Source organism: Nonomuraea sp. NPDC059007 (assembly GCF_042740555.1).
Taxonomy (GTDB): Bacteria; Actinomycetota; Actinomycetes; order Streptosporangiales; family Streptosporangiaceae; genus Nonomuraea.
Genome location: NZ_JBHYJD010000012.1, coordinates 180,515 through 199,003, shown reverse-complemented (window position 1 = coordinate 199,003; position 18,489 = coordinate 180,515). Strand labels below are relative to the sequence as shown.

19 protein-coding genes are annotated in these 18,489 nt (G+C 70.4%); 10 read left to right on the top strand and 9 right to left on the bottom strand.

The window, feature by feature from the left end; all coding sequences use genetic code 11:
- Window positions 1-111 precede the first annotated feature (111 nt).
- Window positions 112-927, top strand: coding sequence for a MurR/RpiR family transcriptional regulator (locus ACFWY5_RS22120; RefSeq protein WP_379609256.1), 816 nt, complete (start codon window positions 112-114; stop codon window positions 925-927).
- On the opposite strand, the gene ACFWY5_RS22115 is transcribed toward ACFWY5_RS22120, so the two are convergent.
- From ACFWY5_RS22115 to ACFWY5_RS22105, 3 genes are read right to left on the bottom strand one after another with little or no spacing between them, the layout of a single operon-like run.
- On the bottom strand, window positions 928-1,677 hold the full coding sequence (locus tag ACFWY5_RS22115; RefSeq protein ID WP_379633953.1) for an ABC transporter permease: 750 nt from the start codon (window positions 1,675-1,677) through the stop codon (window positions 928-930).
- Window positions 1,674-2,627 carry an ATP-binding cassette domain-containing protein gene (locus tag ACFWY5_RS22110; protein WP_379633951.1) on the bottom strand — a complete coding sequence of 318 codons (954 nt, stop codon included), beginning with the start codon at window positions 2,625-2,627 and terminating at the stop codon, window positions 1,674-1,676. The genes ACFWY5_RS22115 and ACFWY5_RS22110 overlap by 4 nt, the downstream gene beginning before the upstream one ends.
- An 8-nt stretch (window positions 2,628-2,635) precedes the next feature.
- The gene (locus ACFWY5_RS22105; protein ID WP_379633949.1) at window positions 2,636-3,166 is read right to left on the bottom strand and encodes a PadR family transcriptional regulator; all 531 of its coding nucleotides are present in this window, start codon (window positions 3,164-3,166) and stop codon (window positions 2,636-2,638) included.
- A 55-nt stretch (window positions 3,167-3,221) separates the two neighbouring features.
- On the opposite strand from ACFWY5_RS22105, the gene ACFWY5_RS22100 reads away from it, so the two are divergent.
- The 5 genes from ACFWY5_RS22100 to ACFWY5_RS22080 all read left to right on the top strand — a co-directional run bounded on the left by ACFWY5_RS22100 (window position 3,222) and on the right by ACFWY5_RS22080 (window position 8,571).
- Entirely contained in the window at window positions 3,222-3,908 is a 687-nt protein-coding gene (locus ACFWY5_RS22100; RefSeq protein ID WP_379633947.1) for an SDR family oxidoreductase, read from the top strand.
- A gap of 26 nt (window positions 3,909-3,934) precedes the next feature.
- The gene (locus tag ACFWY5_RS22095) at window positions 3,935-5,089 is read left to right on the top strand and encodes an allantoate amidohydrolase (protein WP_379633945.1); all 1,155 of its coding nucleotides are present in this window, start codon (window positions 3,935-3,937) and stop codon (window positions 5,087-5,089) included.
- Window positions 5,080-6,405 carry a formimidoylglutamate deiminase gene (locus ACFWY5_RS22090; RefSeq protein ID WP_379633943.1) on the top strand — a complete coding sequence of 442 codons (1,326 nt, stop codon included), beginning with the start codon at window positions 5,080-5,082 and terminating at the stop codon, window positions 6,403-6,405. The genes ACFWY5_RS22095 and ACFWY5_RS22090 overlap by 10 nt, the downstream gene beginning before the upstream one ends.
- Window positions 6,402-7,532 carry an imidazolonepropionase gene (hutI, locus tag ACFWY5_RS22085; protein ID WP_379633941.1) on the top strand — a complete coding sequence of 377 codons (1,131 nt, stop codon included), beginning with the start codon at window positions 6,402-6,404 and terminating at the stop codon, window positions 7,530-7,532. The genes ACFWY5_RS22090 and hutI overlap by 4 nt, the downstream gene beginning before the upstream one ends.
- 109 nt (window positions 7,533-7,641) lie before the next feature.
- The gene (locus ACFWY5_RS22080) at window positions 7,642-8,571 is read left to right on the top strand and encodes an RNA polymerase sigma factor RpoD/SigA (RefSeq protein WP_379609264.1); all 930 of its coding nucleotides are present in this window, start codon (window positions 7,642-7,644) and stop codon (window positions 8,569-8,571) included.
- 415 nt (window positions 8,572-8,986) lie between these two features.
- Here the strand turns inward: ACFWY5_RS22080 and ACFWY5_RS22075 are convergent, their stop codons facing one another.
- From ACFWY5_RS22075 to ACFWY5_RS22065, 3 genes are all read right to left on the bottom strand, one after another.
- Window positions 8,987-9,328: a hypothetical protein gene (locus ACFWY5_RS22075; protein ID WP_379633939.1), complete on the bottom strand. Its 342-nt coding sequence runs from the start codon at window positions 9,326-9,328 to the stop codon at window positions 8,987-8,989.
- 66 nt (window positions 9,329-9,394) lie between these two features.
- Window positions 9,395-10,795: an alpha-L-fucosidase gene (locus ACFWY5_RS22070; RefSeq protein ID WP_379633937.1), complete on the bottom strand. Its 1,401-nt coding sequence runs from the start codon at window positions 10,793-10,795 to the stop codon at window positions 9,395-9,397.
- Window positions 10,792-12,210 (bottom strand): alpha-L-fucosidase, encoded by a 1,419-nt coding sequence (locus tag ACFWY5_RS22065; RefSeq protein WP_379633936.1) that lies wholly within the window; start codon window positions 12,208-12,210, stop codon window positions 10,792-10,794. The genes ACFWY5_RS22070 and ACFWY5_RS22065 overlap by 4 nt, the downstream gene beginning before the upstream one ends.
- A 391-nt stretch (window positions 12,211-12,601) precedes the next feature.
- Between ACFWY5_RS22065 and ACFWY5_RS22060 the strand changes: the two genes are divergently transcribed.
- Window positions 12,602-13,450, top strand: a complete 849-nt coding sequence (locus ACFWY5_RS22060; RefSeq protein WP_379633934.1) for a hypothetical protein — start codon at window positions 12,602-12,604, stop codon at window positions 13,448-13,450.
- Here ACFWY5_RS22060 and ACFWY5_RS22055 read toward each other — a convergent pair.
- Both ACFWY5_RS22055 and ACFWY5_RS22050 read right to left on the bottom strand, forming a co-directional pair.
- Window positions 13,419-13,826: a PASTA domain-containing protein gene (locus tag ACFWY5_RS22055; RefSeq protein WP_379633932.1), complete on the bottom strand. Its 408-nt coding sequence runs from the start codon at window positions 13,824-13,826 to the stop codon at window positions 13,419-13,421. The two genes, ACFWY5_RS22060 and ACFWY5_RS22055, sit on opposite strands and share 32 nt — an antisense overlap.
- 339 nt (window positions 13,827-14,165) lie before the next feature.
- Window positions 14,166-15,119 (bottom strand): NADP-dependent oxidoreductase, encoded by a 954-nt coding sequence (locus ACFWY5_RS22050; RefSeq protein WP_379633930.1) that lies wholly within the window; start codon window positions 15,117-15,119, stop codon window positions 14,166-14,168.
- A gap of 84 nt (window positions 15,120-15,203) precedes the next feature.
- On the opposite strand from ACFWY5_RS22050, the gene ACFWY5_RS22045 reads away from it, so the two are divergent.
- The 3 genes from ACFWY5_RS22045 (at window position 15,204) to ACFWY5_RS22035 (ending at window position 17,589) form a co-directional block, all read left to right on the top strand.
- Window positions 15,204-15,776, top strand: coding sequence for a TetR/AcrR family transcriptional regulator (locus ACFWY5_RS22045; protein WP_379633928.1), 573 nt, complete (start codon window positions 15,204-15,206; stop codon window positions 15,774-15,776).
- A 549-nt stretch (window positions 15,777-16,325) separates the two neighbouring features.
- Window positions 16,326-17,201 (top strand): hypothetical protein, encoded by an 876-nt coding sequence (locus ACFWY5_RS22040; RefSeq protein WP_379633926.1) that lies wholly within the window; start codon window positions 16,326-16,328, stop codon window positions 17,199-17,201.
- A gap of 40 nt (window positions 17,202-17,241) precedes the next feature.
- Window positions 17,242-17,589, top strand: coding sequence for a hypothetical protein (locus tag ACFWY5_RS22035; protein WP_379633924.1), 348 nt, complete (start codon window positions 17,242-17,244; stop codon window positions 17,587-17,589).
- Here ACFWY5_RS22035 and ACFWY5_RS22030 read toward each other — a convergent pair.
- Entirely contained in the window at window positions 17,563-18,471 is a 909-nt protein-coding gene (locus tag ACFWY5_RS22030) for a PDR/VanB family oxidoreductase (RefSeq protein ID WP_379633922.1), read from the bottom strand. The genes ACFWY5_RS22035 and ACFWY5_RS22030 overlap by 27 nt on opposite strands.
- Window positions 18,472-18,489 lie beyond the last annotated feature (18 nt).

The window sequence follows — 18,489 nt, the reverse complement described above, 5'->3', positions numbered from 1 at the left end:
TCACGCCGGACGTGGCGCCCGCCGCCACAAGGCCCGCCTGACCGGCCAAGTGGTGCCCACATTTCGGGATACGCGGGATGGGATCGCATGAGTGACGGCGTTGGAGGTGGCGTGACGCATTCCGGGCTTGAGGCGCTGCTCGACGGGCGGCGCCTGTCGCCTGTGCAGCGCCGGATCGCGCATTACCTGTCCGAGCACCTCGATGACGCGATCTTCCTGTCCAGCGTCGAACTGGCCGAGCGCTCCGGGGTCAGCCAGCCGTCGGTCACCAGGTTCGCGATGGTTCTGGGTTTCGCCGGATACCCCGAGCTCAAGCAGGCCCTGCGGCCGCTCGTGCTGGGCGGGCCGCCGCGCCCCGCCGAGGACACGCTGATCCGCACCGCCCTCGACGACGAGATCCGCAACCTGTCGGCCGTGCGCGAGCGGCTGAGCGCTCTGCCGATCAAGGAGCTGGGCGAGGCGCTGGCCGCGACCGAGCCGCTGCCGGTGCTGGGGCTGCGGGTGTCGTCGGGCCTCGCCACCACGTTCGGCTACTACGCCCGCCGCATCCATCCCGACGTGCGGCTGCTGGTCCACGGCGGTTCCGAGCTGATCGACGGGCTGCACGCGGCGCGCCGCGCGGGCGCGGGGTGGGTGCTGGCGGTCGTGCTGCCCAGGTATCCGGCGGAAGCCGTACAGGCTCTGGAATATGCCGAGAAGGCGGGGCTGCGGACGGCGGTCATCACCGACCGGCCGGACTTTCCCGCCGAGGTCGTGCTCGACGCCCCGGTCGGCGACCGGCTCGTCTTCGACTCCCACGCCGCGCCGCTCGCGCTGGCCATGGCCCTGGTCGAGGCCATGGCCGACGCGGCGCCGCTGCGCACCCAGGCACGGCTGGAGGAGTACGAGAAGATGACCGAGGAGACCGGGACATTCGCCGAGTCGTGACTACCCGGCTATGCGCCTGAGCGAGCGGACGGACCAGGTCACGGTCAGCAGCGCGAGACCGAGCATGATGGCGAAGGCCAGCGGCACGTTGACGTCGCCGAAGTTCCCGGCGAACAGCGCGCGGCCCGCCTCGACCGGGTGGTAGAAGGGCGTGAACCAGGCGACCTTCTCCAGCCAGCCCGGCCCGAAGGCCATCGGCAGCAGCGCGCCCGACAGCAGCATCAGCGGCAGCGCGAAGAACTGCATGATCTGTCCCATGGCGTTCTCGTCGCGCAGGCTCAGGGCAAGGCCGTAGGCCACGCCGGAGGAGAACAGCCCGGTGAGCGCCAGCAGCAGCACCATGAGCAGCAGACCGGCGGGGCCGACCCGCATGCCCATGATCACGGCCACCACCATGACGATGACCGACTGGATCACCAGCACGACCACGTCGCGCAGCATCCGGCCCAGGACGATCGCCGGACGCCGGGTCGGGCTGACCGCGATGCGCTCCAGGACGCCGCTGCGCATCTCGTAGATCGTGCCGTACGCGACGCCCATCGAGCCGAACAGCGCGGTGATCACCAGCATGCCGGGGGCGAAGCTGGTCAGTGCCTGCCCGAGATCACCGGCGAACCCCATGCCGGCGAACAGCGGGGCGAACAGCAGCAGGTACATGACCGGCTGCATGATGCCGAACAACGGCCAGATCGGGTTGCGCAGCGTGTTCTTGACCTCGTAGGCGAAGAAGAGCGAGGTGTCGCGGATCATACGGCGGCTCCCGTGTCCCTGAGCGAGCGTCCGGTCTTGGCGAGGAAGACGTCGTCGAGCGTCGAGCGGTCCAGCGCGATCGAGCGCAGCTCCAGCCGCTCCTCTTCGAGCCGCCTGAGCAGGGCGGGCAGCATGTGCTCGCCGTCGTCGAGGTAGACGCGCAGCACGTCCTCGTCCACGCGGGCGGCGCGGGCCAGCGGGCCCAGGGCCTCGGCCGCGCGGTCGAGCTCGTCCAGGCGCAGGGTGACCACGTCGCCGGAGACCTCGCGCTTGAGATCGGACGGGGTGCCATCGGCCACGACCACGCCGTGGTCCACGATCGCCAGCCGGTCGCACAGGGCGTCGGCCTCGTCGAGGTAGTGGGTGCTGAGCAGCACGCTGGTGCCCATCTCGCGCAGCTCGCGGATGCGGTCCCAGAGGTTGGCGCGGTTCTGCGGGTCCAGGCCGGTGGTGGGCTCGTCGAGGAAGAGCAGCGGGGGCGCGTGCACCAGCCCGAGCGCGATGGCCACCCGCCGCTTCTGGCCTCCCGACAGGGTACGGCCCGGCCGGTCGGCCAGTTCCAGCAGGTCGAACCGGCGCAGCACGTCCTCGGCCGCCCGGCCGGGGTCGGCCACGCCGTAGATCTTGGCCGCGAAGACGATCTGCGCGCGCGGGCTGTTGCCCTCCTCCACGCCACCGGCCTGGGAGACGTAGCCGAGGTTGCGCCGTACGCCCGCGGGGTCCTTGAGCAGGTCGTGACCGGCGACGACGGCCTGGCCGGCGTCGGGGACGATCAACGTGGCGAGCATTCTGATCGTGGTCGTCTTGCCCGCCCCGTTGGGGCCGAGCACGCCGAAGATCTCGCCCTTCTTCACCGCGAGGTCCACGCCCTTGACGGCCTCGACCGTCTGGACGCCCTTTCTGCTCTTCGTGGTGAAGGTCTTCCTTAAGTCCGTAGCTTGAATGATCATTGTTCTCCTCAGGGAAGCTCGTCGGCTTCCACCTTTTTCACGGCTTCCTCGCACCAGGCGAGCTGGGCCTTGAGCATGCCGATGTTGAGCTTGAGGTTCTCGTCGATGTGCCGGGGCGCGCCCGCGCCCCGCTTGGTGCCCAGGGCCCGCTCGGTCATCGCGATCGCCATCGTGAGCTGCTCTTTCCTGCCGCGCAGGGCGCCGAGCAGCTCGGGCTTGCTGAGCCGGTCCATGAACGTCATCGCGACCTGGAACGGGTCCACGATGGGCTTGATCTCGCTCCAGAACGACATGAGCAGATGGAAGAACTGGTAGCGGCCGTCGTCGCTGAGCGCGTAGACGGTCTTGCCGCCCTTGCCGCTCTCCACGACGTCCAGCAGGCCCTCGTCGGCCATCTTCGACAGCCCGTGGTAGATCGACCCGTAGGCCACGTTGGCCCAGAAGTCGGCGCCCATCATCTCCAGCTGCCTTCTGACCTGGTAGCCGTTGCGCGGGCCGTCGAGCAGGGTGCCGAGGATGAGTACACGCGTCGAAGACATGCTCAAGTTTGAGTTCAAATTTGAGTGCGTGTCAAGGGTGGCTAGGGTGACGGGCATGAGTGAACGACCGATCGCGCTGGTGACGGGGGCTTCTCGCGGGGTGGGCGCGGCCGTCGCGCGGGCCTTGGCGCCGACCCACCGACTGATCCTCGGCGGACGCGACGAGAAGGCCCTGGCCGAGGTGGCCGCGGACCTTCCCGGCGCCCGGGTGTGGCCGGTGGAGCTGACCGGCCTGCGGGCCGCGGACCTGCCGGACGTCGAGCGCCTGGACGTGCTCGTGCACAGCGCGGGCGTGGCGGAGCTGTCCCGCATCGCCGAGACCCCGGCGAGCGTCTGGCGCGACACCTACGAGATCAACGTGGTGGCCGTCGCCGAGCTGACCCGCCTGTTGCTGCCCGCCCTGCGCGCCGCCGAAGGCCACGTCGTGTGCGTCAACTCCGGCGCCGGCCAGCGGGCCAACCCCGGCTGGGCCTCCTACGCCGCCAGCAAGTTCGCGCTGCGCGCCTTCGCCGACGCCCTGCGCCAGGAGGAGCCCGCGCTCCGCGTCACCAGCCTCTATCCCGGCCGGGTGGCCACCGACATGCAGCGCTCGGTCCGCGAGCAGGAGAGCGGCGCGTTCGAGCCGGACAAGTACCTGGCCGCGGAGACCGTGGCCGGGGCGGTTCTCGGCGCCGTCACCGCGGGCGCCGACGCCCACCTGACCGATCTCATTCTCCGTCCCCGGAGCGGCCCTGTCCTATGAATGGATTCATTCACTAGAGTGACCCCATGCTTGGAGAACTTGCGCACATCGGGCGGGATCCCGCGACCAACGGCTATGTCCGGGACGCCTGGTCGGCCGCGGACCTGGAGCTGCGGGAATGGTTCGCCGGGGAGGCGGGCCGGCGCGGCCTCGATCTGCGCGAGGACCGCAACGGCAACCTCTGGGCGTGGTGGGGCGACCCGTCGGTGACGCCGGGCGTGGTCACGGGCAGCCACCTCGACTCGGTACGGCAGGGCGGCGCCTACGACGGCCCCCTCGGAGTCGTGTCGGCCTTCCAGGCACTCGACCTGGTCAAGGAGCGGGGATTCCAGCCGGGCCGGCCACTTGGCATCGCCTGCTTCACCGACGAGGAGGGCGCCAGGTTCGGGGTGCCGTGCATGGGTTCGCGCCTGCTGACCGGTGTCCTCGATCCCGACCGGGCCAGGGGGCTGGCCGACGACGACGGGCGCACGCTGGCCGAGGTGCTGGCCGCGGCGGGGCGCAAGCCGTACGGGCTGGGGAAGGACGAGGAGACGCTCGGGCATGTCGGCGTCTTCGTCGAGCTGCACGTCGAGCAGGGCAGAGGGCTGGTCGACCGCGGCCGGCCGGTCGGCGTGGCCAGCGCGATCTGGCCGCACGGACGCTGGCGCTTCGACTTCCGCGGCCAGGCCAACCACGCGGGCACCACGCGCCTGGAGGATCGCGACGACCCGATGCTCGCCTACGCGGCCAAGGTGCTGGCCGCCCGTGAGGCGGCGCGCCGCTACGGCGTGGTCGCGACGTTCGGGAAGGTGCGCGTCTCGCCCAACAACGCCAACGCCATCCCGGGGCAGGTCTCGGCGTGGCTGGATGCGAGGGGCGCCTGGGAGCGCGCGGTACGGGCGCTGGTGGCGGAACTGAGCGCGGGCGAGCAGGTCAGCGAGGAGTCCTGGACGCCGGTGGTCGACTTCGACGAGACCCTGCGCGCGCGCGTCGCCGCCGCGGCCGGAGACGTTCCGGTCCTGGCGACCGGGGCCGGGCACGACGCGGGCATCCTCGCCTCGGCCGGGGTGCCGTCGGCGATGTTGTTCGTGCGCAACCCGACCGGCATCTCCCACTCGCCCGCCGAGCACGCCGAGGAGGCCGACTGCGCGGCCGGCGTCGAGGCGCTCGCCCATGTCCTGGAGGACCTGTGCCGCTGACCTACTGGTGCGAGCAGGCGTGGCTGCCCACCGGCGCGGCCGAGAGCGTGATCGTCGAGGTTTCCGGCGAGCGCATCGCCGCCGTCACCCAGGGCCCGCCGCCGCCCGGCGCGCGGCGGCTACCGGGGATCACGGTGCCGGGGCTGGCCAACGCCCACTCCCACGCCTTCCACCGGGCGCTGCGCGGCGCCACCCAGACCGGCAGGGGCGACTTCTGGACCTGGCGCGACCAGATGTACGAGATCGCCGCCCGGCTCGACCCCGACTCCTACCTGACCCTCGCGCGCGCCGTCTACTCCGAGATGGCGATGGCCGGGATCACCTGCGTCGGCGAGTTCCACTACCTGCACCACACACCCGGCGGGCGCCCGTACGCCGACCCCAACGCGATGGGACACGCGCTCGTACGGGCCGCCCGCGAGGCCGGGCTGCGCATCACGCTGCTCGACACCTGCTACCTGACCGGCGGCATCGGCACGCCGCTGGCCGGCGCGCAGGTCCGCTTCGGCGACGGCGACGCCGAGCGGTGGGCCCGGCGGGCCGAGGACCTGGCCGCGCACTACGCCGGTCAGCCCGACGTGGTGGCCGGGGCCGCGATCCACTCGGTACGCGCGGTGCCGCCCGAGCAGATGCCGCTGGTCGCGGAGTTCGCCCACCGGCACGCCGCGCCGCTGCACGCCCACGTCTCCGAGCAGCGGGCCGAGAACGCCGCCTGCGTCGAGAGGTACGCGGCCACGCCGGTGCAGGTCCTGCACGAGCACGGCGCGCTGGGCCCGCGCTCGACCGCCGTGCACGCCACCCACCTCACCGACGCCGACGTCGAACTGCTCGGCGGCTCGCGCACGCACGTCTGCATGTGCCCGACCACCGAACGCGACCTGGCCGACGGCATCGGCCCTGCCAGGACGCTCTTCGACAAGGGCGCGCCGATCACCCTCGGCTCCGACAGCCACGCGGTGATCGACCTGTTCGAGGAGGCGCGGGCGGTCGAACTCGACGAGCGCCTGGCCAGCGAGAAGCGCGGCCACTGGCGGGCCGCCGAACTGCTGACGGCCGCGACGGCCGCCGGCCACGCCTCGCTGGGCTTCCCGGACGCGGGGGTGCTGGCCGAGGGCGCGTGGGCCGACCTCGTCACGGTCCGCCTCGATTCCGTCCGTACGGCCGGCGCCACGGGAGCCGAAGCGGTGGTCTTCGCCGCGACGGCCGCGGACGTGCTCTCGGTGGTCTCCTCGGGCCGCCAGATCGTGGCCGACGGCCACCACATTTCCGGAAATGTCGGTCAGATGTTGGCCGAGGCGATAGGAGCCCTGCGGTGAGCGCGAAACTGATCGACGGCATCGGCCTCCTCTACACGGGCGACCCCGCCCGCGAGGAGATCGCGGACGCCGCCATGGTCGTCGAGGACGGCCGCGTCGTCTGGACCGGCCCCGCGGCCGAGGCGCCGGTGGCCGACGAGCGCGAGGACGCCGCCGGGCGCTGCGTCATCCCCGGCTTCGTGGACAGCCACGCCCACCTGGTCTTCGCCGGTGACCGTACTGCCGAGTTCGACGCGCGCATGTCCGGCCAGCCGTACACGGCCGGGGGCATCCGCACCACCGTCGCCGCCACGCGCGCCGCCAGTGACGCCGAACTGGCCACGCACGCCGCCGCGCTCCTCGCCGAGATGCGCCGTCAGGGCACCACGACCGTCGAGATCAAGAGCGGCTACGGGCTCAGCGTCGAGGACGAGCGGCGCTCGCTGGAGATCGCCTCCGGGCTCGTCGACGAGACCACCTATCTGGGCGCGCACGTGGTGCCCGCCGGGGTGGACGCCGACGACTACGTGCGGCTCGTGGCGGGGGAGATGCTGGCGGCCTGCGCGCCGTACGCGAAATGGGTGGACGTCTTCTGCGAGCGCGGCGCGTTCGACGGCGACCAGACGCGGGAGATCCTCACCGCGGGCATCAAGGCCGGGCTGCTGCCCAGAGTCCACGCCAACCAGCTCACCGAGGGGCCCGGCGTGCGGATCGCCGTCGAGCTCGGGGCGGCCTCCGCCGACCACTGCACGCATCTGTCGGACGCGGACGTGGACGCGCTGGCCTCGTCCGGGACGGTGGCCACGCTGCTGCCGGGGGCGGAGTTCTCGACGCGCTCGCCGTACCCGGACGCGCGGCGGCTCATCGACGCCGGGGCCACCGTGGCCATCGCGACCGACTGCAACCCCGGCTCGTCGTTCACCTCGTCGATGCCGTTCTGCGTCGCGCTGGCCGTACGGGAGATGAGGATGACGCCGCTGGAGGCCATCAGGGCGGCCACGTACGGCGGCGCCCGCGCGCTCAGGCGAGAGGACGTCGGCGTGCTGCGTCCGGGGTCGCGCGCGGACTACGTGACCCTCGACGCACCCTCGTATGTGCACCTCGCATACCGCCCGGGCGTACCCTTGGTAGCGGCCGTCTCCTCCTGAAGGAGGACAACCAGAACCATCCCAGCGGCGTACCTGTTTAGGGAATCTTTGCTTCGGACCACACGTTGGCCGGGTATAGAACGCAGCTGCGGGAACGAGGTGCCTGGGGATGGCAAGGCCTACGGGGAGTCGCACGCAGGAGGTCGCCGAACGCGACCTGCTCGGAACCTATCTGGCGGAGATAGGCCGGGTCCCGCTGCTCACCGCCGAGGAGGAGGTCGAGCTCGCCAAGCGGATCGAAGCGGGGCTTTTCGCCGAGCAACTCCTCGACAGCGGAGGCTCGGAGCCCCGCATCGGGGACGTCGCCGACGAGGAGCTCGAACGGCTGGCGATATCGGGACAGCGGGCGAAGGACGAGTTCATCCAGGCCAACCTCCGGCTGGTCGTGGCGGTTGCCCGGAAGTACTCCGGGCGGGGGATGCCGCTGATCGACCTGGTCCAGGAGGGGAACCTGGGACTGGTGCGAGCGGTGGAGAAGTTCGACTACCAGCGGGGGTACAAGTTCTCGACGTATGCCACGTGGTGGATCAGGCAGTCGGTGGGACGGGCCATTCACGAACAGGCTCGCCCCGTACGGCTGCCCACGCATGCCGGGGAGCAGATGACCCGGCTGATGCGGGTACGGCGCGACATGCTGGCCGAGTTCGACACCGAGCCCACTGATGACGACCTCGCTCAGGTGCTTGAACTGCCCATCGAGCGGGTTCGCGAACTGCGCCGGTGGGCGTCCGACCCCGTTTCCCTGCAGCTTGGCGTCGGTGACGAGGACGAGACCGAGCTCGGCGACATGATCGCGGACGAGACGTGGGCGGACCCGGAGCAGCAGGCGATCGAGATCCTTGAGCGTGAGCGGCTGGACCAGTGGCTGACCGACCTTGAGGGCGACACCTCCGAGATGCTGCGGTGGCGATACGGGCTGGTGGACGGGCGCGAGCACACGCTGACCGAGGTCGGCGAGCGCTACGGAATCGGACGAGACCGGGCCCGGCGGATCGAGCGGGACGCGCTGGCCCGGCTCCGCAAGATGGCTGCCGCCTAAAGGCAAGGTCATCGCCTTTGGCGCGCTTCGCGCTTTGGGGCTCAGGCGTTTCTCCAGTCGAGCTGAAGCTCGACCCCTGTCGGGCCTCCGCTTCGCTCCGGGCGCCCTGCTTTCTGGGCCCCACCCCTTGCCCGGCTAGGTGGCCGGCCAGCTCCTGCCCACCCGCACTGCTTGGGGTGTGGGCCGGCTGGGTGTCCCCGGGCAAGGGGTTTTCGTTGCTCTGGGGCGGCGCCCGGCCTCTCGATGCCCGGAGGTTGAGCAAGATCTAGAGCCGTTTGGGTGCTCACATCTCAACCTGGTTGTCTCCGGGCGGATTGAGTACCGCCCATTGAACTTCCGGATCTCCGATGCCATGGGCCGCATCGGGCCCGTGCTGCCATCGCTCAAGCTATTCGGCGCACCGCTCGGGTAGATGTCACCGGAGGAAAACACGCTGCTGGCCGGGATCGTCAAGCTGGAACGGGTCAAGGCGATCGGACTGCCGGAAGGGTTGTTCACGGGAGCGCCGGAAGCGCGCCGGAGCGGATCGCCGGCGGGGACGGCCCCCTGTTAGACGATCGCGGCGATCCGCTCCGAGTGCAGGTCGCGATGGCGTCATGAACCGTCCGGTGTGCAGGCTGCAAGCGCGGCACGCGCCGCCCGGCTCGACCACGGTCTTCGGATAGGTGAAGCAGGCCGCCATCGCCTCGATGATCGCCGTACCGGAGACGGTGATCACCGCGTCCGGCAGCGCGCGGTTGATCTCAAGCGGCAACACGGCGGGGCTGGTGTGGGTGAGGCCGTCGGTGACGCGGCTTGGCGCGACAGCAAGGTTGGGGCCGGGTCAGGTTTCGGTGTGGGGGTGGACGTGGTTGGCTGGCTCGAGGCGCAGGCTGTGGGCGGGCCTTGGGTCGAGTTGGTCGGGTAGCTGGATGCGCACGCCCATCGGGGTCTCTTCCCAGGGTAGGGCGGCGCCGTGGCCGGTCAGGCTGACGCGGGCGCCGCCGTCCAGGCGGACGTCGAGTTCGACGTCGCGTCGCGTGGGTGTGCCGAGCACGATGGCGTGTACGGCGCCGCCGGACGGGTCGTTGGATTGGGTGTAGCGGATGTCGAGGGCTTCGCCGGTCAAGCCCTTGGGCTTGGTCCAGGGGCGGGTGGCGTAGATGGCCTCACCGTTGGTTTCCAGCCACCAGCCGAGGGCCAGGAGGGGTTCGGCCTGCATCCAGGGAATGGTCGCGGCGGCGGTGGGGCCGACGTTGATGAGCAGGTTGCCGCCGCGGGCGACGACGTCGATGAAGGTGCGGATGAGTTGCTCACCGCTCAGGTGGGTGGAGGCGGGTTCCATCCGGTTGTAGCCCCATGCGGTGCCGAGCGTCATGCACGCCTCCCATTTGCCGGGGAAGTGGCCTGCGGTGGTCTGTTCGGGGGTGAGGAAGTCGTAGTGGATGCCGGAGGTGTCGTTGCCGGGGTCGGTGCCGGGTGGGGCGAAGCGGTTGTTGACCAGGCCGTCGGGCACGGTGTCCCAGTAGTGCCGGAACAGGGCGGGTACGTCGGAGTCGGCGGGGTAGCTGTAGTCGTTCCACAGCACCGAGGGCTGGTAGCGGTCGGTGAGTTCGCGGATGTGGGCGTCGGCGTAGGCGGCGTAGGCGGGGCCGGGTGGGCAGCCGTTCATGAACGCCTCGATGTCGGCCAGGGGCAGGCCGGTGAAGGTCCAGTCCTGGCCGCCGCAGTAGTAGGTGGCGAAGCGCAGGCCGCGCTCGCGTACCGCCTCGGCGAGGTCGCCGACGACGTCGCGGGTGGACTGCCAGTCCTTCCTGTGCGGGTTGGGGGTGGCGCTGGGCCACAGCAGGAAGCCGTCGTCCATCTTGGTGGTGAGCACCACGTAGCGGGCGCCGGCGCGGGCGAACAGCTCGGCCCACGGCCGGGGGTCGAAGGCGGTCAGGACCTGCTCGCGGAAGACGCGGACGAAGTCGTCGTAGTCGAGGCCGGGGTAGTGCTCGGCGTGGTGGCGGGCGGTGGGGCTGCCCGGGATATTCATGCTGTTCCAGTACATGTCCGCGTACGGGTTGCGGCGCATGGCCTGCACGCCGGACTCGTCGTAGGCCATCATCTCATCGACCGGGTGCACCGACGGGACCGGCGCGTAGGCGGGTACGACGGCGGGGTTCCAGTGGATGAAGATGCCGAGTTTGGCCTCGTCGAACCAGGCTGGGGTGGTGCGGGCGGCGGTGTGGTGGCTGTTCATTCGGCCTCCTGAACGGCGGGCTGGACAGAGGCAGGCTGGACGGAGGTGGCGGGGCTGATGCGCAAGGTCAGAGCGGGCTGGGCGTCGGGTGTCTCGGGCAGGCGGACCCGGATGCCGTGCGCGGCCGGTTCCCAGGTGAGCGGGTCCGAGCCGCCGCCCAGCAGGGTGATCTCGGCGCGGGGTTCGGCGCGCACGTCCAACTCCACTTCCGGCCGGTTGGTGACGCCCAGCACGATGGCGTGCACCGCGTCCGGTGATTGGGTGTAGCGGATGTCAAGGCCGTCGCCGGTGGTGCCGGTGACGCGGGTCCAGGGACGCGTGCCGTACACGGCGGGCCCGTTGGTCTTGAGCCACCAGCCCAGTGCGAGCAGTCGCTGGGCCTGGATCCACGGCACCTGCCCGGCGGCGGTCGGGCCGACGGCGGGCAGGAAGTTGCCGCCGTGCGCGACGCAGTCGACGAACTCGTGGATCAGCTCGGCAGCGTCGGGCATGCTGGCGTCGGTTTCCTGCCGGTTGTAGCCGAAGGAGGAGCCGAGCCCGCGGCAGGATTCCCACTTGCGGCCCTCGGGTGCGTCGGTGGCGTAGTCCCGCTGGTACTCCAGGGTGGCGAAGTCGGCGAGTTCCTCCTCCGAGCCGGCCGGCGTGGGGCCGAAGCGGTCGTTGATCACCCCGCCGGGCACCTGCTCGCGGTACCAGGACACCATCTCGTCCATGCGGGCGGCGGCCGGGTAGCCGGCGTCGTTCCACAGCACCGACGGCCGGTAGCGCTCGATGAGCTCCCGCCAGTGCGCGTCGGCGTAGGCGGCGTAGCCGGGGTTGTCGGCGATGGCGGCGGGCAGGTTCTCGTAGTCCTCGGCAGCGGGCGGCGGGGTGAAGGTGAAGTCGAGGCCGCCGCTGTAGAGCACCCCGAACTTCATCCCGGCCGCGCGCACCGCCTCGGCCAGTTCGCCGACGAGGTCCCGCTCGGCCTGCCAGTCCTTCTTGTGCGGGTTCGGGGTGGCGCTGGGCCACAGCAGGAAGCCGTCCTGGTGCTTGACCGTCAGCACCACGTACCGGATGCCGGCGGCGGCGAAGAGTTCCACCCACGAGTGCGGGTCCCACCGGTGCATCCCGGCCCTGAACTCGGCGGCGAAGTCGTCGTAGGAGACGCCCGCGTGGCGCTCGGCGTGATGGGCGGCCACGGCGCTGGTCGGGACGTGCATCTGGTTCAGGTACATCTCCGCGAACGGCAGGCCGTCGCGCAGCAGGACGGCGGCCTCGTCCTCGGTCATCTGCTCCCAGGCCTCGGCCGCGGGGAACAGCGGTGCGAACGCCGGGACCGCCGCCGGGGTCCACACGATCATGACGCCGAGCTTTGCCTCGTCGAACCATCCGGGTACGGCGCGGCCGGCCGTCTCGGAATGGGTAGCAGACATATGTGTGCCCTTTCATTGGCGAGCGGAGAATGGTTCGCAAATTTCGCGAACCGACCCTTCGAGGCTAGCGCCCAAAAAGCTCCATACGCAAATAACTCCATACGAAGCTTTATATAAACTCGGCTCCCACCTGCGCATACGCACTTCGCCTCAACGTTGTCAGCATCCAGGTATATAGGTGTTATATAGCGGAGAATATGTCGCTTGATATCGTCGCCCTGCGGTGCTCCCGAAAAGTGAGTGGCACACGAGAAAGGCGGATGGCGACCTCGGTGGGCCCATGATCGTGACCGGTGCTCGCCGCTCGGGGAGGTGATCGACGCCCTGTTCGCCGTGCTGCAGCGGGTGCACGAGCACCATGTAGTCGGTAAGGGCACGGGCTTGGCCCGGTGTGGATGCCGAGCCGATCGTGTTGCTCAACCCGCGCATTGTCAGCGCCTGCGCCGACAGCGACGAGCAGTACGAGGGCTTCCTGTCCTTCCTCGACCAGGTGCAGGCCGCCGCCATTCGCGCCGACTACGCCGCCACCCTCACCCGCCTGACCGCGCTGGCCGACCCCGGCCCACCAGGGAACTGGCGCCCGAGGACTACGCCCGGTGATGGAGCACTGGAACACCGCGGCGGCCGTCACCTGTCCGCGCTGGAGACCCTGTTCACCGACTCCTCCCACGCCCTGCGTGAGCGCCTGCTGTGGCGGATGCTGTATGAGACGGCCGCTCGCGCCGAGGAGATCCTCATCTTGAACATCGAGGATCTGGACCTGGAGTTCCGCCGCGCCCACGTGGTGTCCAAGGGCGGCGCGATCGAGTACGTGCACTGGCCCCTCCGCCGGCTCCCGGATGCTCGCGGTCACCGACATCTGCCCGGCAACAGGACGGGGCCGCTTGTCCTGCCCGCGCGCCGAATACCCGTTCAGACAGGCCAACGCCGAACTCGACACGCACCAGAAAGGCTGGACGCTCCACCAACTGCGCCACAGCCGCCCTGCTGCACCTCGCCGAGGCCGGGCATAGTGCGCCCGAGTTCCAGGCCAAATCCCGCCACCAGCACCTGGCCAGCCTCGGCCGCTACGTCCGCCTCGGCGAGGAGACCTCCGCCCGTCTGGCCACCGAAGCCGACCCGGCCGCCTGCCGCAAAGGCGCTGAACTGCGCCGATCACCCTAAGCTTGATTACGGAGAGTTATCTTTTTTCGGTGGCATCAGTGAGCCTATTCGCCGTGTTTCTTGGCCCACAGGGTGATGCGGGTCGCCGGGTCTGCCTTGCGGCCCGCGGCAGGTGTCTGCCTGGTGACGACCCAGTTGCGGTCGTAGATCTGCAGCCGGTCCTGCCCGGTGGCGTCCTGGTCGTCGAGGAAGTAGAAGCCGGCGGCCTGCATGGTGTCCTGGGCGGCTTGCAGGTTCATGCCGACGACGTCGGGGATCTTCGCTCTCGCGGCCGGCGGTTCCGGGGGTTCTGGTGAGGGGGTCGGGGACGGCGCAGGGGGAGCCGGGGTAGGGCTGGACGGTGAGGTGGTGGTCGTGGCGGGCGCCGGTGCCGGGAGGCCTGCCGTACCGGGGGATGAGCAGGCGGCGCACGCGAGGGTGAGCATGGCGATCGAGATCAGGGGCATCCGCATGAACGCACTCCTTGCCTGGGGTAGGCCCGCAGTGTGTCCCGCGACGGATGCGAGCCGGTTGACACCGCCTTTCTGAGCGGACAACCCGGACATGGATCTGGGAAGGCCACATTCTCCCCCGAGGTGTACGGCCCTGACCTATCAGCAGTCCTCGAAGCACTCTGGTGAGCTCTTCGCGTACCGCGCGATATCGCCAAGCATCTCGATCCGGCACCGCGCAGGGTCTGTAATGCCGGGAGGCGGGAGTTGATCATCGTCGCCGCCGCTCGTGTTGTTGTGGTTATTGGGTAGCTCAGTGCTTGTTCGGTTGCGGGATCGCCTGCGCAGGCGATGAGGCGATCACAGGACCAGCGTGAGTTTGCCGCCGGGACGACGGGACTGGCTGAGCTTGGCGGCCTGGTGGATCTGGTCGAGGGTGTAGGTGCGAGCGACCGATACGGCCAGGACACCTTCGCCGGCCAGCCGGGCGAACTCGTCCAGCCGGTCGTAGCGCATTTCGATGTGGGTGACCCGGGTGCCCAGTTCGGCCGCGGCGGCGAAGTCGGAGACGGTGAGGACGCGGTCGGGGTCGCCGGTCAGCTTGATGAGGGTGGGCAGTGAGCCGCCGGCCGGGCTGGTCTGGTCGGGGCGGTCGATCCGGCCGCCGGTCGGGGCCGTGTCCAGGGCACGGTCGACGCGGCCTCCGGCCAGGGCGGCGACGCGTTCGGTCATGCCGTCGCCGTAGCCGGTCACCTGGGCGCCGATCTCTTCCAGGGCGGCGGCCCGTGCGGGCCCGGCGGTGGCGATCACCCGGGTACCCCGGTGCAGCGCGAAGCGCACCGCGGCCTCGCCGACCGTGGAGCCCGCGCCGTGGACGAGCAGCAACTCACCCGGCTGGACGCCGAGGTCGTCGAGCGCGTGCCACGCCGTCTCGGCCGCCATCGGCAGCGCGGCAGCCTGCTCGGCGGTGACGCTCTCGGGAATGCGCGCCCAAGCCACCATCAGCGCGTACTCGGCGGCCCCGGCCGTCGGGCCGTCGAAGGTCGCCGGGCCGAACACGCGGTCGCCGACCTCGACGCCGGTGACGCCCTCACCGAACGCGTCGACGGTGCCCGCGACCTCGAAGCCGAGCCCACGCGGCAGCGGCGGCAACCGGTCGGCGAGGAGGCCGTCGACCACCGCCCAGTCGGCCGGGTTCAGGCCGCACGCCCGCACGGCGATCCGGATCTGGCCGGGTCCCGGCTCCGGCTTCGGAACGTCACGGAGCACGATCCCGTCCGGGGAACCGAACCGGTCGAACTGCAGAGCCTTCATGACAATCTCCTCTGTGATGACAGCATCTGTTGTCATCGACCGTAGCACGGTGATGACAGCATCTGTTGTCGTATCCTGGCCGGTATGCCGAGATGGGAGTCCGACGCACAGGGCCGGCTCGAGCGCGCGGCGCTCGAGCTGTTCGAGACGCAGGGGTTCGAGCGCACCACGGTCGCGCAGATCGCGCGTGCCGCCGGTCTGACCGAGCGCTCCTTCTACCGCTACTTCCCCGACAAGCGGGAAGTCCTTTTCGCCGGCAACGAGCTTGAGGCCCACCTCGTCGCCCAGGTCGAGGCGGCCGCCCCGGGCCTCACGCCGTTCGAGGCGCTGCTGGTCGCGCTGGGGACCGCCGACGAGGTCTTTCGCTCGCGCGAGTTCCTGCTGCGCCGCGTCGGGGTGATCGCCGCCAGCCCGGCACTGGCCGAACGCGACCTGATCAAGCTCGCCGACATCGCCGGCGCACTGGTGGGGGCGCTGGAGCGCCGCGGCGTCGAGTCCGGCGAGGCACGCTTCATCATCGACGTGGCGATCGCGATCTCCCGGCGTGCCACGTCCCGCTGGCTGGCCGATCCGGACGCGACCTTGTCCGAGCTCATCGCCCAGGCCGCCGCCGAACTGCGCGAGGCGGTCACGCCGCGAGCTCCGACGGTCCGCTGAGCAGGATCGGCAGGGCTCCCCTCATCGGCAATCAAGCCCAGTCGGAACGTCGCAGCCGGGACCGGGCGTGTGCATTGCCCAACGCCCTCCCATGCCGCTGACAGCGAGCAGGCGGATCGGCTCCGACACGGCTCGGCTGGCGATCCCGCCCCCGCCGGCAGCGCTGTGGGTGACAGCGCAAGGATGGGCGAGCGGAGACTCTCTGCTCGGGTGAGCGATCGTCCTCAACCGCCGCCGGTCGGGGATCGGGACCGGTCCCGATCGGGCGGGGCTAGCTTGCGGTAGCCGGGTGGCGTGCAGTGCCGGAGTGGGGCCCCAGCCGGTACGCGGTCTGATCAACACCTCATGCCAGCCCAACATCCTGGAGGCGCCCATGGACACGGCCTTGCCCGCCACCGCTCGGGCGACGCTCGTCATCCTCTGGCTGCAGACGCTCATCTTCACCGCCGGCGCCGTGAACTTCTTCCGGAGGGTGCTGGGCCACCGCCGGCCACCTCCGCATGGTTCCAGGGACATGCTTGATCGACTGGGGGTTGGAGGCTCGCTAAGGTGGGGCGTTCGATCGCATTCACCCCCTGGAAGTGCCACGTGTCGCGTCGTTACCGATTAAGCCTTCTCGCCCTACTCGTCGTGGGCGGTTACGTCATCGCACTGGCGATCGTCGGAGCGCTCGCCCTGATCTCGGGCGATCTGAGCGCGATGTTGCGGCTGACGTTGGTGCCCGAACTGGATGAAGGCCTCGCGGTGACAGGGCGCGGCGTGCTCATCGTGGGGCTGGTCGGCGCGATGTGGGCGTGGGCGCTGTGGCAAGGACTGCGCGGGCCGCTGGTGGGCCCGCCGTACGCGATGGATCGGGACACGACGCGACTACGGATCGCACTGTACGTCGCGGCGGCGTCCTGGCTCGTCTATCCCCTCGTGACGTCCTGGTCGTGGTGGATGAGCCTGCTCGACGCCGCGGTGATGCTGGCGGTGGTGTGGCTGTACCACCCGGTGCTGACGCGTGGCCTGAAATATGGCGACCATATGCGGTCTTTCGGCATCGTGGCGTACGGAAGCGTCGCGGTCTCCGAGGTGCTCGACTTGCTCGGCATGCCCGTGGGCGACTTCCTGATCACGATAGGCGGGCTGGCGGGACTGCTCTGGACGATGCTGCTCCTGCGGGCGCAGCGAAATGACCGCCGCTGGCAAACCTCCACTGTGGTGTACGGCATCGCCGCCCTGGTCCTGATGTTGACCTCCTCGCTCCTGGACCGGCTGCTGGAAGGTGTCGGCAACGTCCCCGGCACGGTCACGGCGCTCGCCGGTGCGCTGAGCCTGATCTGGCTGACCCGCTCCGCCCACGACCTCGCCGACCCACGCCACGCAGCCGTAACGGCGGATCGCTCGAATGGCTCCGGCTTGAGGATGATGGGTGATACGTGAACGCGTTGCGCGGCTTTGGCCGGGGGTCGAAGATGCCGGTATGCGCGGACGTGCACGGGTGTGGGGCAGGCGGATCTTGCTTGTGTTGTCGGTACCGCTCGGGGTGGGTACGGCGGTGGCCGGCAACCAGGTGCTCACCGATGCCGGATGGAGCTGGGGGTGGACCGGTGTCGCTGTGGCGCTGGCCGCGGCCGGCGCGCTGGTCGCGTTCTGGCTGACCCGGCCCTCCGTCGCCGAACCGGATCCTCCGGCCGGTGGCGGGGAGCGGTCGGTCGTCGTCAGTGGTGACAACAGCGGGATCATCTCCACGGGCGACGGCGCCACCAACATCCAGATGAACCCTCGACGAGGGATGAGCACGTCAGAGGTCCACGACGAGGCGGGGTGAGCGTGCCCGCGACACGCAGGCGTACATGCGGCCCGCCGGAGCGCCGATGTCGTCGCGGTGCTCGGGTTCCCCGTCGATGACGGTGAGTTCGCAGCTTCCGCACACGCCTTCGCGGCAGCCGGAGGGCACGGGGTGCCCGGCGTAGGTCAGGGCGTCCAGCATCGATTCCTCAGGGGAGACGGAAACCGTCTGGCCCGATCGGGCGCACACCACTTCGAAGGCGGTGTTGGGCGGGAACGTCCTGGTGGTCGGGCGGAAACGTTCGAGGTGCAGGCGTTCGGCGGGGAAGGCGGCCTCGGCCGCGGCGAGCATCGGTGCGGGGCCGCAGCAGTACACCAGCGTGTGGGGGCTCAGCTCGGCCGCCAGGGCGGTGAGGTCGGGCATGCCCTGTTCGTCCTGGGCGAGGACGTGGACCCGCTCGCCGTAGGAGGAGCGCAGGTCGTCGGCGAAGGGCATGGTCGCGGCCGACCTCCCGGCGTACACGAGCCTGGCCGTGGCGCCCGCCCGGATGGCGGCCCGCAGCATCGGGAGGATGGGGGTGATGCCGATGCCGCCGGCGAGGAAGAGGTAGTCCGGCGCGGCCAGCAGGGGGAAGGTGTTGCGCGGTGAGGAGACCTCCAGGGTGCGGCCCGGGCGCAGGAACAGGTGGACGTACTCCGAGCCTCCCCGGCTCAGCGGCTCATGTCGTACGGCGATGCGGTAGCGGTCCCGCTCGGCCGGGTCCCCGCACAGCGAGTACTGGCGGGTCAGCCAGTTCGGCAGCGCCAGATCGACGTGGGCGCCCGGCTCCCAGGGCGCCAGCGGGCCGGCGGCGCTCCGCAGGGTCAGGGACAGGACGCCGTCGGCGACCCGGTCCATACGATCGAGAATCGTCAGTTGCATCGGAAGGTCACCTTGGGA